This is a genomic window from Amniculibacterium sp. G2-70 (assembly GCF_014353055.1).
Classification (GTDB): domain Bacteria; phylum Bacteroidota; class Bacteroidia; order Flavobacteriales; family Weeksellaceae; genus Amniculibacterium; species Amniculibacterium aquaticum.
In genome coordinates this window covers 170,112-185,188 of the sequence record NZ_CP060698.1, presented here as the reverse complement: position 1 = coordinate 185,188, position 15,077 = coordinate 170,112, and the positions used below count along the sequence as shown (strand labels likewise).

Here is a 15,077-nt window from a genome sequence, read left to right as displayed (position 1 = left end):
TGCATGAAAGAATAAAATTGAAAAAGATCAACCATTAATATAAATTACATGAAATACACTTTGCTTACAGCATTATTTTCTTCTTTGTGTTTGGGACAAGTACAAAAAGAACAGCTCAACCTAATGCCTTGGCCTAAAGAAGTGAACCTGAATACCGGGAAATTAGTTCTTAAAAAAGATTTTAACATCAACATAAACGGAGTCCAATCCGAAAGATTACGAAATGCCACTACCAAGTTTCTTAGACGATTGGATGGGAGATCCGGAGTGTTTTTTAATGAGGAATTTGCACATGAAAACAATTCAGCTCCAACTGCAACCTTGCAAATACAGGTGAAAAATACGGCATCACTGGATCTCCAACAAGACGAAAGCTATCAGCTATCGGTGGATCATTCAAAAATTAAAATAATAGCGAATACCGATACCGGTGCCATTTATGCCCTAGAAACTTTGCTTCAGACACTTCAGAATTCCGCTTCAGAATATTTTTTTCCTTCCATAGAGATCAAGGACCATCCACGATTCAAATGGCGTGGTTTGATGATTGATGCGGCACGACATTTTCAACCCATAGAGGTCATCAAAAGAAACCTAGATGCTATGGCTGCTGTTAAACTAAATGTTTTCCATTGGCATTTGGTGGACGATCAAGGTTGGAGAATAGAAATGAAAAATCTGAAACAACTCCATGAAAAATCTTCTGATGGTCAATATTACACCCAAGATCAGATAAAAGATGTGGTAAAATATGCTGCCAATTTGGGAATTATGATCGTTCCGGAAATTGATGTTCCCGGTCATGCCTCGGCAATATTAACCGCCATTCCTGAAATTGGAAGCACTCCAGGTATGACATATACCGTGGAGAGAAATGCCGGCGTGTTCAACCCAACTTTGGATCCTACCAATCCCAAGACTTATCAAATTCTTTCCCTAATTTTTGATGAGGTCTGTCCACTTTTTCCGGGAAAAATTTTCCACATCGGTGGCGACGAAAACGAAGGTAAAGAATGGGATGCCAATCCTAAAATTCAACAGTTTAAAAAAGAAAATAACCTAAAGACCAACCACGATCTTCAGACTTATTTTACCATGAAACTGATCCCTCTACTCAAAAAACACAACAAAGTATTGATGGGTTGGGAAGAAATCATGACCAAAGACATGTCGAAAGATGCTGTTATCCACTCTTGGAGAGGTGTAAATGAAGGTTTGAAGGCCGGTGAATCTTTGGCAAAAGCAGCTCAAAATGGGTACAAAACGGTTTTGTCCAACGGGTATTACATCGATCTGGTTATGGATGTAGAAAGCCATTACAATACCGATCCTGTAAATAAAGATTTGAATTTGTCCGAGGCAACCCTCAATAATATTTGGGGGGGCGAAGCTACGATGTGGAGCGAATTGGCAACTCCATTAACCATAGACTCCAGGATTTGGCCGAGAACAGCAGCCATAGCCGAGAGACTTTGGTCGGATGCTTCGGTGAAAAATGTGGCGGATATGAGAAAACGACTCATTCCTGTAACAAACAGATTGGAAGAATTGGGCATTACCCACATCCGAAACAAAGGAGTCATCCTTAGAAATATTGCCAATTATCAGGATACAAAAGCGGTTGAAGATTTTTCAAATGTTTGCGAACCTCTGAAATTGTACACAAGAAATAAAGGCGGTACGGAGTATCAAATGTACTCTCCGTTGACTTTGTTTGCCGATGCTTGCACTCCCGATGCTAAAGATGCTCTTGCATTCAATACTTTGGTGGATCAATTTGTGATTGATAAAAATGAAGATTCTAAATCCAAGATTGTTATTTTTCTTAATCAGTGGATTTCTAATTATTCGGAATTGAAAAAGTTAAACGAAAACGCTCCTTTGATTTCTCCATTTCTACCTCTGTCAGAAAAATTAAGCAATCTGTCCCAACATTTGATTTTCAAAATTCAGGGCAATGCGCAATACAATTCGGCAGTTGCTGAGAAACTTTTGGCAGAATGCGATACAAAAGAATATGCCGATGTAGAACTGGCAGTTGTGAAAAGTTTTAAAAAATTAATAAGCTTAAAATAAAATTTTCGAAAGATTAATATAGTTAAATAAGGTTGGAGTTTCAGGCATTCCAAAAGTGAAAAACCTTTTGGAATGCAACTCCTAAAAAAAATGAAAATTGATTTTAAGCACTAAAAAAAGCCACTGAAAAGTGGCTTTTACTATTTTATTTGAAATTATTTACCCAGATAAGATTTCAAAATTTTACTTCTGGTATTGTGTTTCAATCTCTTGATGGCTTTTTCTTTAATCTGTCTTACTCTTTCTCTTGTAAGATCAAAAGTTTCTCCGATTTCTTCCAAAGTCATAGGATGTTTTCCATTCAATCCGAAATAAAGTCTTACCAAATCGGCCTCCCTTGGAGTTAGAGTTTGTAGAGCTCTTTCAATTTCAATTTGAAGAGACTCCAACATCAAATCTTTGTCTGGACTTGGCGACTCTCCGGAACGCAATACATCGTACAAGTTAGAGTCTTCACCTTCAACCAACGGTGCATCCATGGATAGGTGTCTCCCGGAGTTTTTCATGGATTCTTTGATGTCCTCCTCACTCATATCCAATACTTCTGCAAGTTCTTCGGGAGAAGGTGGTCTTTCGTTTTCTTGTTCAAGGTGAGCGTAAGCTTTGTTGATTTTGTTGATGGATCCAATTTTATTCAATGGCAATCTTACAATTCTGGACTGCTCTGCCAAAGCTTGAAGGATGGACTGACGAATCCACCAAACGGCATAAGAAATGAATTTGAAACCTCTGGTTTCGTCGTATCTTTTTGCAGCTTTCATCAAGCCTAAATTTCCTTCATTGATCAAATCGGGAAGAGAAAGTCCTTGGTTTTGGTACTGTTTAGAAACGGATACCACAAAACGGAGGTTGGCTTTGATGAGCTTTTCAAGGGCAACTCTGTCGCCGGCTCTAATTTTTTGTGCCAATTCTACCTCTTCATCAGCGGTAATCAAATCCACTTTACCAATTTCCTGCAGGTATTTGTCCAAAGAAGCGGTTTCTCTATTGGTAACCTGTTTTGTAATTTTTAACTGTCTCATCTACAAAAAATAACCCGTTTTTTTTTGAGCTACATATTATTATACGGTGTTTTTATGAAAAAGGTTACAAATATTTTCAAAATATTTGTAACCCAATTACTTCTTTCCGAAAATTTTGGATTTTGAAACCTTTTACAGTATAAAGTAACTACTTATTTTAGAGTTTCAACCACACAAAATAATAAATTTGTTCAAAACTTTTTGGTATAATGCTAATGTGATAGTCGTTTAGGCTTTTAAAATGAAGACCATCTTGAATATCCGATTGGCATTACATTTTTACCACTTTATCTGCTGTAGCAAAACCATTGCCCTCAACCTTTACAAAATATACGCCTTTTGTGAGTCCTTGCATATTTACCCTGTAGTCTTTTCCGTCAAAAGTGCCGGATTTTACCAAACTACCGTTTGCAGTAATAACTTCATAAGATTGTAGTTTTTCTTTGGTTTTTATATGCAGTATATCCTCTACTGGGTTGGGGTAAAAAACCACATCTGTTTCTTTTACAGGAGTTTCTGCGGTTGCCATAAGAGTACAGTTAGAAGAAGTAGCCAGTTTGGCATAGAAAAAGTTTGTTTTATCACTGTTGGCAGCATTGCTTATGGTAGGTACTCCGTCATTAGGATCCACAAAAAGTTGCGAATTGATAAACCCACCCAGCATAATATTGCCGTCATTATCAACTGCAATAGCGGTAAACTGGTCATCATAGCCATAATTTCCCAACACTTCGTGTGTGCCGGTAACTACACCTGTATCTTTGTTCAGCTTTACTAACAATGGATCGGCACCGTCATTGGTTGGTCTTACCATGGGGAAAGTTCCCCATACCTCCCTAATACTGCCTTTGGCAAATAATACTTCATTGCCTTTTAGAGCGATAGGATTTCTGGCAATTATGTTAGTAACACCAAGATCACCATTGGACAATGATAGTGGATTGGTACACCAAAGCACATTGCTACCACTGTTGGAAGTACTGAGCTTCATGACGAATGGAATAGAACCAAAAAGAGGCGTTGTAAAGTTAAAATCGCTACCAAAGGTTACTTGCTCCATACCTTTTCCAAATAACCCCGAAATATAAATATCGCTTGTTACAGGGTCTTTTTTTAATCCAAAAATATTTCCACCGGCTTCAAAACCTCCTACGCTACCGCCCGATCCCCTAATCCATAATTTCTGGAAGGTAGTACTATTAAATGCCATTACAAAAGCGTTTTCAGTAATGGGAACATTGTTCCATGAGATTGATAGACCGCCGCTACTTCCGGAACTATCTTTCGACCCGGCTAAATAATACCGACTATTGGTCTCATCATACATAAAGCTTAGAGTACCAGTTCTAAAGGTAGTTGCACCTGTAAGAGGTAACAAAGTTGGTGTACCAACAATGTTTCCACTTGTATCATATTTCACCAGATAATATTGAAAAGTAGTATTAAATGAGTTCGGGACAGTAATCATACCATTCAGATGAGTACCATACATAAAACCTAAAATAAGATGAATATTGTTTTGACTGTCAAAAACAGGTTCGCTCATATCCATTCCCATATTATATGCAGATACATCTCCTTGAAAGTCCCTACGCCAAACTAAATTGCCATCAGCGGTGTTGTATTTCAACAAATGTCCATACCGCATTCCGTATTGAGCAACAAAAGGATCATTAACCACTGGCATAACATCATTGTCCCCAAATCTCGGTGGTAGGTACATACTTCCATTGGAGGAAGAATTTCCCGCTGCAAATGTTAAATAAATCCCTCCATTGTTATCCAATACTATCTTTTGTGCATTATTGGTATTGTTTCCGCCACCTCCAATCACGCGTTTCCATCGTAGTACTCCCTGACAATTTACTGAAAAAAGTAAAATATTCTTAAAACCATAAGTGGTAATTGTTTGTCCGTCTAATAGCGGTGTGTCATTATAAATCCATGTTAGATAATAGGTGTTATTTTGATTATCCACCACCATATCCAAAATATGCTCATCGTGCAACAGGCTAAAACCAATATCATTGGAGCTATTAATTGCCCCTCCTGTTTTTGCCCATTGCCAAGTGTAGGTTTGAGCATTTGATAGGGAGTACGACAATAAAATTACTAGTATGTAAATTCTACTTTTCATAATTATTTTTTTTATCAATTAATTTTATTTTTATTATTAAAATTTTTTCGTAAAAATCAGGCATCCCAATTGGAGGTAGCCTGATCTTATCAAGAAAGTTTTATTCTTTCAAAAGTTTACCTTGCAATGCCTCACCACTAGTTGTAATGCTTACCAAATATAATCCTTGCAGCCAATTCTGAATTTTGAGTTTTACTTCGCCCTTGCTTTTTTGCAGTTTTTGTTGGTGTTGTAATTTCCCGCCACGGTCGTAGATATACAAAGACAGTGCTTCCACTTTGTCATCCCCGGTGTCATAGGAAATTCTCACTTCTTCCTTTGCAGGGTTGGGTACAAGTTTTAATGCAGCAGTAGTTTCTGTTTTTATTGTGCCAACTTTAGCATAATTGACTTCGCCCATTACTACATCTACTTTTATAGCACAGTCCGGATTGGCTCCTGTAATCTGCATTGTATCTGCACCTCCGGGAAAATTAGCTCCCGGATAGAAGATAACAGGGTTCATTTGGTAGCTTCCTCCTGCTGGTATGGTAATACTAGATGGAGCGTACACGCCATAGTTGTTTGCACTGGTCAGGCTAACGGTAATCGCTTGTGTACCAAAATTCATAATCTGTCCGAAAAGCAAATAGGTATTGCCTTCACGCTTCACACTTCTTACGAAAGCATCCAATTTGCAGTCTTTAGGTGGACAGTCAGGGTTATTTATAGATGGACTCATATTCATTATTCCAGATGCTAACTGGCAACCGCCATGATCAATAAACAACTGATGGCTTCCTGTTTGAGATGGCCAGTACGGATTAATAAGACCGCCACCACCTTGTTGGTAATTTCCAAAATACTGCCATTCATGATAATCAAAGCTTCCTCTGGGACCGATTATAAAACCATCTCTCGGACAAAGGTCGTAACAACCGATAGGAAAAATCCACATAAGGTCTTCCAAACTGTGTGGTACCATTAGCAAATATGAAGAACTGCAACCAGAAGGTGCCGTGTAAATTACATTGTAAATTCCGCCGGTGTTTACCACAATAGAAGAACCGGTTTGTCCGTTACTCCAGTTGTAGGTTCCGGGCTGTGGATTTTGTACATACAGTAATACACTGTACGGTTGACAGCTTTGCAACTGAAACTGCGCTTGCGGAGGTGAAGGCGGAGGATTAACCTTTACCGTAAAGCTGGAAGTACCAAAACAGCTAGGATCGGTAGCTGCCCAAACTTTCAGGGTATATACATAAGTACCCACTGCCAAAGGTCCGGAAGTATGTACCACTGGGATAGCAGTAGTACCCGTTTGTACCACAGCTGATGCTCCCCCATTATAACTCCTTGTCCATTCGTAATTCAAATTATTATCGGTAACAACCCCTTGTAAGGTTACCATATTGTTTTGGCAAACCTGAGAACTACCCACAATACTTACCTGTGGAGTGCTACGGATGATTACCGGAACAGGGTTACTGGCTGAAGTTTTATCCTTACAACCGTTCACTGCATCGGTTAAGATAACCCAATAACTGCCTGAATGAATGGGTTGATACACCGGAGATGGACCACTTGCTACGGATTGATTACCGTTCATCCATTCGTAATTGGAGATTGGATTTCCAGCCACTAAATAAGGAACAGTTAATTGTGGTTGGTTAGCACTTGTCGCACAAACATTTGTGTTGTTGCTGGCTAATTGAAAATCAATATTAGCCTGATTCACTTGTATATTTACAGGATTGCTCGTAAATACACAATTGTCAGGGGTAGTTACCTCTAAATAAAGAGAACTATTTGAATTAAATATATTAAAGGTTATCTCGGTTACGGGTCCTGAGGCAATAAATGCTGTACCTGCAAACTTCCATTTATAGATATGATTGGGTAAGAAATTTGCAGAAGGAATTGTCAACACTATTTTTTCACCCATACATACCGTGGTTTGCGATACTGTAAATTGCATACTTGGTAATTCCGGCATAGTAATGTTTTGGGTAAAAGTACAATCGGGCATCGCACCTTGTCCAGTAAGCTTTATAGCAAAAGCATACTGTTGTCCTGGTTGCAAGTTATTGTAGGTAACTACTTGTCCGTTTTGCTGGTTACCACCATTTATGGTATAGCTGTAGCCAATTTGTCCGGAAGTAATATTGGTAAGCAATGAAGTATCCGTTAAAGTAACATTATAAGTACCGTTGGTATTACAACTAATGCTGGCTTTAAAGTCTGGTTGGTAATGCTTGGTAACATCAACACTTTTTTGTGTTGAACAATTATTAAAATCCAGTGAAAGAAAAACGCTGTGTACCCCTGCTTTGGTTACGATAAATGTTGCCGTGGTACTCGTACTGCCCGGTTGCAGTTGCAAGAATGGGCTACTCTGCCACTCAAAATTACTTGGTGTACCTACAAAAGATGCGGTAGCAGTAATGGTGTTACAGCTTGTCCAATCTGCTTGTACATTCAAATTCGGATTTGGAGATATGGTACATGGAGGTAAATCAAGGCATGATGTTACTACCGTTATGTCTTGTGAGGTAGATGAGCAACCGTTGGCTGTTACTACCAAATAATAAATCCCGGCAGGTGATGGTTGTGTACCGTTACTAATGGTATAAGTAGAAGCTGTTGCTCCTAAAATGGGTGCATTGTTTTTGTACCATTGGTAGGTAGCACCTGTTATTCCGGAAGGAATGTTTCCTGTGAGTACTTCACTATAAGGACTTGTAGGGCATATCCCATAATAATAACCCGGCGTAATTACAACATCTAGTTCGGGAACAACATTAAAATTGGCAGCTGTTGTCGCTATATAATTACAACCGTTTGGTGTAGATAAAGCAACCTGCAAGGATTGTGAAATTACCGTACTTTGATTATTTACAAAGTCATTATTAACATTGAATGTCTGTGTACCTCCTGTTGTTATTGCCATTTGTTGAGGGGTTGCACCTCCTGGAAATGTAAAGGTTAGCATTCCGCTGGTTACATTGGTAGGTATATTTACCGTAATAGGTATTGTTGGGCTTCCTTCGCACACAGTACCTCCATTGACACTGATAACAGGTAACTGTTGCAAGATGACTATTTTCTCTATTACTTTTGTAATTCCACACTTTTTTATAATCAACCTAAGTTTAGATTGGTATATACCGCTTGAAATTTCATTAAAGTTAACTATAATCGCATGTGGATTGCTAGGATGGGGCAGTAAACTTCCAAAATTTGATGAGGCAAAGCTCCACGAAAAATCGTCAGGAATAATACCGTTGAAGTTGGCTACAAATATTGCACTGCTACTTGGGCAATATGTATTATTTGTATTGGGTGCAGTAATGGTTATACTGTCTAGATTTACTTTTTGCAGTGTTCTTGTCTTTTTATTCGAGAGGCAACCCAATCCACCTGTGGTACGGTTTTGTACGCTTATAGCATAGTCGGGTACTCCTGCACTGAAAACAACAGTTACACTGTTGCCTGTGTTACTGCCCTGTATTACACCTCCTGTAACACTCCAAATAGGAAGATAACCTGCATTGGCTGGGTTAATGGTGTAGGTATAAGGCACACCAACACATACAGGCTCTGGTCCCAAAATTGTCCCACTCGGTATTGGAGGCAAAGGAATTGCTTGTACAACAACCCCATCGCCAGTGCAACCACCATTTGGACTGCTTGCGGTAACAATATATGTTCCTGCATTTGGAAAGTGGTAACTCAGGCTAACATTTGTTTCGGTATGTACCACATTTCCATTAAACATGACTTTCCAAACAGCATTTCCACCAGCATTACTGTTGAATGTAAGATTGTTACCCACGCATACTTCAGGCTGTCCTCCCGTTATTATCAGGGGAGCAGTTACCAAAATGGTCTTTGGATTACTTCTACCACCACATTTTAACAGCGTATTTTCGTAATAGTTAAATAATGTGTAAGTACCCAGAGTACTAAATTTTAAGAAAATTTCGTTACGCTGGGCATTATAGCTAGCCTGAACCGCTCCTGGTCCTGTTACATCCCACTGTACTTGCGTGGTAGGCCATCGCGGCATACTGTATTGGTATTGCTTCTCTGTACATACATTGGTCGGACCCTGTATAATCCCTTCTTTTGTGATGACCGGAATTTTCAAAGTAGTCCAAGCTGGGCATCCACATTCGGATTGGTACATAACATAACCAAATCCGTCTGTTGGATCTATTTGATCCCATTGTAGCGTTAATACATTTCCGTTTGTATTTATGATCGTTCCGCCAATGACTTTCCACTTTCCTTTGCAAGTGTTATTCGCAGTGTAAGTTTCTATACTCCCCTCGCAAACCACACTTGCACAGGCAATATCAATAGGATTGGCAATATTCACATGGATTTCCATCTCGTATTCCTGACTACAGTTACATTGATTGGTAACTTTTAGTTTTACAATTTTAACACCCCCTGTCGTATAAGTATGCATGGGTTCGTAAACACTTGAAGTTGGGCTACCGTCTCCAAAATCCCATTCATAACTTACCAAGGCTGTTCCTCCTCCTGCTGTTGATAGATTATCAAAATAGACAGGCGTGTTCATGCAAACATCATGTCCACCAAGTCCTGCGATAGCAAACAATGCTTTGGGACTATCAATCTTTTCAACACAAATCGACTTTGTTTCTTGTGTACCATTTGCATACTGTATGGTAATATTTATAGCTCCATTTCCGGCATTTCCCCATTCTATAATGGCTTCATAAGGATTGCTCGTTGTAGATATAATCGTACCATCCGCTACTCCCCAATTTACCGAAGACATGGTCGTATTTCCTGGATTAACAGTGTATTTCACTCGCGAAAATTCACAAAAACGAACACAATGACCCATATTAATTTCTTCCCAAACCTCAAAGTTATCTTGAGGTTTTTCTCCTTGTTCAGAAATAAATTCGGTGCATCCTACTTGTGCATTCCAACCAATAGTGATACCACTGCTTTGGGATAAACCCCAAATTGGCAAAATCAAAAGTAACCACAGCAGTAGCCACTTTTCTTTCATCTTAATTTGTAGATTGTAGTATTTTTTCATATTTAATTGGTTTTGGTTACTGTGTTTTGTATAGTTTTATTTTTGTATTATCTTTCCAAAGATACTTTTTTTTTCAATATAGCATGATGCCCTAAATAATTATTTAAGTCAGATTCAACTAGTCCATACAAAAGATAGCGTTCCCTAGGAACGCTATCAATTTTATTTTTATTATTAAAGTTATTCGTAAAAATCAGGTCCGTTAAAGATTATAAAAACAAATCTTCGGAAACCAAATTAGGGAGTGTAACTTTCAGGTTGGGTTCAGCTTGCATGGCTCTTTTTATGGCAAACATAGCTCCTTCATTTCTCGCCCAAGATCTTCTGGAAATACCATTGTTCACATCCCAAAAAAGCATGGATTTTAATCGTCTATCGGCATCATCACTACCATCTAACAACATTCCAAATCCACCGTTGATCACCTCGCCCCAACCAACGCCACCTCCGTTGTGTATGGAAACCCAAGTCGCACCGCGGAAGCTATCGCCAATCACATTATGTATGGCCATATCTGCGGTAAATCTGGATCCGTCGTAGATGTTGGAAGTCTCTCTGTATGGAGAATCTGTACCCGAAACATCGTGGTGATCTCTTCCCAAAACAACCGGTCCAATTTCTCCTTTTTCAATGGCTTTGTTGAAGGCTTCTGCAATTTTCATTCTCCCTTCGGCATCGGCATATAAAATTCTGGCTTGCGAGCCAACAACCAATTTGTTTTCTTGAGCTCCTTGTATCCATTGTATGTTATCGGCCATTTGTTGTTGGATTTCTTCTGGAGAATTTTTCATGATTTCTTCCAAAATCTGACAAGCAATTTCATCGGTTTTTTGCAAATCTTCAGGTTTTCCACTGGTACAAACCCAACGGAACGGTCCAAAGCCGTAATCGAAACACATAGGACCCATAATGTCTTGTACATAAGAAGGATATCTAAATTCTCTACCTATGGTTGGTTTTTCGGACATCACATCGGCACCGGCACGGCTGGCTTCCAACAAGAAAGCATTTCCATAATCAAAGAAATAAGTTCCTTTTGTTGTATGTTTGTTGATGGCAGTGGCGTGCCTTCTAAGAGTTTCTTGTACTTTTTCTTTAAACAATTCAGGATTTTCTGCCATCATGATGTTGGCTTCGTCAAAAGAAATTCCCACGGGATAATAACCTCCTGCCCAAGGATTGTGCAAGGATGTCTGGTCTGATCCTATGTCTATTCTCAAGTTTTCTTGGTCAAATTTTTCCCAAACTTCTACCACATTTCCAAGATAGGTCAAAGAAATGGTTTCTTGGTTCTTTTGTGCTGTTTTCACACGAGCTACCAATTCATCAAGATTTTCAAAAATTTCATCGACCCATTTTTGATCGTGACGGATTTTGGTGATTTTAGGATTTACTTCGGCGCAAACGGTTACGCAACCTGCGATATTTCCAGCTTTGGGTTGTGCCCCGGACATTCCGCCCAATCCAGAAGTGACAAATAAGCCTCCTTTTGGTGATTTTTTAATTTTTCTAAATGCATTCAGAACCGTAATGGTGGTTCCGTGTACGATACCTTGCGGGCCGATGTACATGTAGCTTCCGGCCGTCATTTGTCCGTATTGAGAAACGCCCAATGCATTGAATTTTTCCCAATCGTCCGGTTTGGAATAATTGGGAATTACCATTCCGTTGGTTACCACAACTCTTGGAGCATCTTTGTGCGATGGAAAAAGTCCCATAGGATGTCCGGAGTACATCACCAAGGTTTGCTCATCGTTCATTTCAGAAAGATATTTCATGGTCAAAAGATATTGAGCCCAATTTTGAAATACAGCACCATTTCCCCCGTAGGTAATAAGTTCGTGAGGGTGTTGTGCAACGGCATAACTCAAGTTATTTTGAATCATCAGCATGATGGATTTCGCCTGAAGCGATTTTCCGGGATATTCTTCTATCGGTCTTGCGTAGATTTCGTAATCCGGACGGAAACGATACATGTAGATTCTACCGTATTTTTCCAATTCTTCTTTGAATTCTTCAATTAATTCGGCATGAAATTGCGGTTCAAAATAACGAAGTGCATTTTTTAAAGCCAGTTTCTTTTCTTCCTCCGTAAGGATTTCTTTTCGCTTCGGAGCATGGTTGATGCTGGTGTCGTACGGTTTTGGTGTTGGCAAATGTTGGGGTATGCCTTGTTGTATCTGTTCTTGGAAAGTCATTGTTTATTTTTTAAGCGCCTAAAATTAGTAAAAACGAAGATTGTGGACAATATTCCACCTGATTTGATACGGATTTTAATCTTTGATTAAGTATCCCAAGTCTAAACTTTTTTGAATGAGGATGTCAAAAGCCTGTCCCATTTCGGTAGAAGCTCTTTTGATGGCCGTCTCTAACATCCCTCTCACTTGGCTTTCTTTGACATTGGCTTCTGTCCAGCTTTTGGCTTCGGTATGGGTGTTCAGGATAAAAGGCATGATTCTGTCGATGGCACATGCAAAAATTGCATCGGCACTTTGCTCTTCTTCAAATTCGATCCACAGATTGAAAAAATCCGTTCGAAGCGGCTCACTAAGGATTCCAAAGATTTTTTTGGCTGCGGCTTTTTCTCTTTCGAATTTGCCTTCCATTTTTGCTTCATCAAACAGGAAAGTGTCTCCAGCATGAATTTCGACCAAATCGTGAATGGATAGCATTCTAATTACCCTTAACAGATCAATGTTTTCCTTGTTTTTGGCATAGGGGAAAAGAATTTGTGCTAAAATAATGATTTGCCAGCTGTGTTCTGCAGTGTTTTCTCTGCGACTATCGTCGGCGTTATAATTTCTGCGGTTTACATTTTTTAGAGCGTCCACCGCCAAGATGAATTGTATTTCTTTGTCAATAATCATAGGTTGAATTGTATTATGCAAAGTTAGTGTTTTTGAATAATTTTAAACGAAGGCTTGCATTTATAACTTTGTAGAAACCTAGATTTTTTATCCAAAAAAAATATAAATATATTTTGGCTTGTTAATAACTTTTTAAGGATGCAAAGTTGTGCTAAAAGAAAAAAAATAATACTTTTGGACAATGGAAAATTTCATCGTATCAGCAAGAAAGTATAGACCGCAAGAGTTTGAAACTGTTGTGGGACAATCGCACATTACCGATACTTTGGAACACGCCATCGACAACAACCAGTTGGCTCAAGCTTTATTGTTTTGTGGACCTAGAGGTGTAGGGAAAACCACTTGCGCAAGGATTTTAGCTAGAAAAATTAACGAAAAAGACGGATCGACTTCCGAAGATGGATTTGCATACAACATTTATGAGTTGGATGCGGCATCCAACAACTCGGTGGACGATATCCGTGACCTGATCGACCAGGTTCGTTTTGCACCACAAGTAGGGCAGTACAAAGTGTACATCATCGACGAGGTGCACATGCTTTCTCAAGCGGCTTTCAATGCTTTTTTGAAAACTTTAGAAGAACCTCCTGCGCATGCCATTTTTATCTTGGCAACCACAGAAAAACATAAAATTATCCCAACCATTCTTTCCCGATGTCAGATTTATGATTTCAAAAGAATTACCATTGAGGATATCGAAAATCATCTTAAAAAAATTGCCGAAAGAGAGCACATTCAATATGAAGATGATGCGCTTTATTTGGTAGCACAAAAAGCAGATGGAGCACTTAGAGATGCACTTTCTATTTTTGACCGTCTTTCAACATTTACTCAGAAAAACATTACCCTAGCCAAAGCTGCAGAAGTTCTGAATATTTTAGATTACGATCAGTATCTTAATATGGTCGATTTGGCAAAAGAAAATAAAATTCCGGAGGTCTTATCCACCTTTAATGAAATTGTAAAAAAAGGTTTTGATCCACATTTGTTCATTGCAGGATTGGGACACCATTTTCGCGATTTGATGATGGCTCAAAATCCATTGACTTTGGAACTGATCGAAGTGGGCGAAAAAACCAAACAGAAATTTGCCGAACAGTGTCAGAAATGGACACCTCAACAATTGATTGATGGTATTGAAATTTGTAACCATGCCGACATTAATTATAAAAATTCTAAAAATCCGAGATTGACTGTAGAAATTGCTTTGATGCAACTGAGCAGTCTAACCGCCGGTTTAGAACCTAAAAAAAAAAATTCTTAATATTAGCTCCGATCTTTAGTGAGATCGATACAAAAACGGTAACCCAACCTAAAACAGCCAAAGAAAATACCGCTTCAACTTCTGTTGCTACCGAAAAAAAGGTGGTTAATGAACCTCTTCTTGAAATAAAAAAAGTGGTTGAAAAAACCTCGCAACCCATTTCTTCCAGTTTGGGAAATTCTAAATTTTCCATCCAAGGCTTTCTGACAAAAAAAGAAGAAAAAGAAGAAAACAAATCTGCGGATGCTAACACCGAGAAGCTTCCTAGAAATCATTTTACCGAAACCGATTTGCAAAACGAATGGAATTATTTCTTGAAAACTTTGCAAAAAAATGATGCAGTTGCGTACAACGCCATCAACGGATTTTCTGTCGTAAAAATTGGTGAAGATGATATTGAAATTACCTATTCATCGGAATCTGCAAAAGAAGAGTTTGATAAATGCAGGGATCAATTTGTCAATCATTTCAAGCAAAAAGTACATCATTACACCCTTAACCTAAACTATAAAAAAGTGGAAGGTGCTGTCAAGGTAGAAATAATCACCAAAAGGAAAAAATTTGAAAAGTTGGTTGAGATCAATCCATTATTAAAGGATTTGAACGATTTGCTCAATTTTGATCTTTCATAAATCTTTATCTTTGCAAGTCA

8 protein-coding genes are annotated in these 15,077 nt (G+C 38.7%); 3 read left to right on the top strand and 5 right to left on the bottom strand.

Annotated elements, in window-relative coordinates; genetic code table 11:
- Window positions 1-48: 48 nt before the first annotated feature.
- Window positions 49-2,076 (top strand): beta-N-acetylhexosaminidase, encoded by a 2,028-nt coding sequence (locus H9Q20_RS00830; protein ID WP_124642485.1) that lies wholly within the window; start codon window positions 49-51, stop codon window positions 2,074-2,076.
- A gap of 155 nt (window positions 2,077-2,231) precedes the next feature.
- Here the strand turns inward: H9Q20_RS00830 and H9Q20_RS00825 are convergent, their stop codons facing one another.
- The 5 genes from H9Q20_RS00825 to H9Q20_RS00805 form a co-directional block, all read right to left on the bottom strand.
- The gene (locus H9Q20_RS00825; protein ID WP_027376244.1) at window positions 2,232-3,098 is read right to left on the bottom strand and encodes an RNA polymerase sigma factor RpoD/SigA; all 867 of its coding nucleotides are present in this window, start codon (window positions 3,096-3,098) and stop codon (window positions 2,232-2,234) included.
- Between the two features lie 271 nt (window positions 3,099-3,369).
- On the bottom strand, window positions 3,370-5,235 hold the full coding sequence (locus tag H9Q20_RS00820; protein ID WP_187478067.1) for a T9SS type A sorting domain-containing protein: 1,866 nt from the start codon (window positions 5,233-5,235) through the stop codon (window positions 3,370-3,372).
- A 100-nt stretch (window positions 5,236-5,335) separates the two neighbouring features.
- Window positions 5,336-10,294, bottom strand: coding sequence for a PKD domain-containing protein (locus H9Q20_RS00815; RefSeq protein ID WP_187478066.1), 4,959 nt, complete (start codon window positions 10,292-10,294; stop codon window positions 5,336-5,338).
- Window positions 10,295-10,503: 209 nt separating this feature from the next.
- Window positions 10,504-12,492 carry a urocanate hydratase gene (locus H9Q20_RS00810; protein WP_187478065.1) on the bottom strand — a complete coding sequence of 663 codons (1,989 nt, stop codon included), beginning with the start codon at window positions 12,490-12,492 and terminating at the stop codon, window positions 10,504-10,506.
- A gap of 75 nt (window positions 12,493-12,567) precedes the next feature.
- Window positions 12,568-13,161 (bottom strand): HD domain-containing protein, encoded by a 594-nt coding sequence (locus tag H9Q20_RS00805; protein ID WP_124642493.1) that lies wholly within the window; start codon window positions 13,159-13,161, stop codon window positions 12,568-12,570.
- A gap of 181 nt (window positions 13,162-13,342) precedes the next feature.
- On the opposite strand from H9Q20_RS00805, the gene dnaX reads away from it, so the two are divergent.
- Entirely contained in the window at window positions 13,343-14,425 is a 1,083-nt protein-coding gene (gene dnaX, locus H9Q20_RS00800; RefSeq protein WP_187478064.1) for a DNA polymerase III subunit gamma/tau, read from the top strand.
- 101 nt (window positions 14,426-14,526) lie between these two features.
- Window positions 14,527-15,057 carry a hypothetical protein gene (locus tag H9Q20_RS00795; protein WP_187478063.1) on the top strand — a complete coding sequence of 177 codons (531 nt, stop codon included), beginning with the start codon at window positions 14,527-14,529 and terminating at the stop codon, window positions 15,055-15,057.
- Window positions 15,058-15,077: the final 20 nt, after the last annotated feature.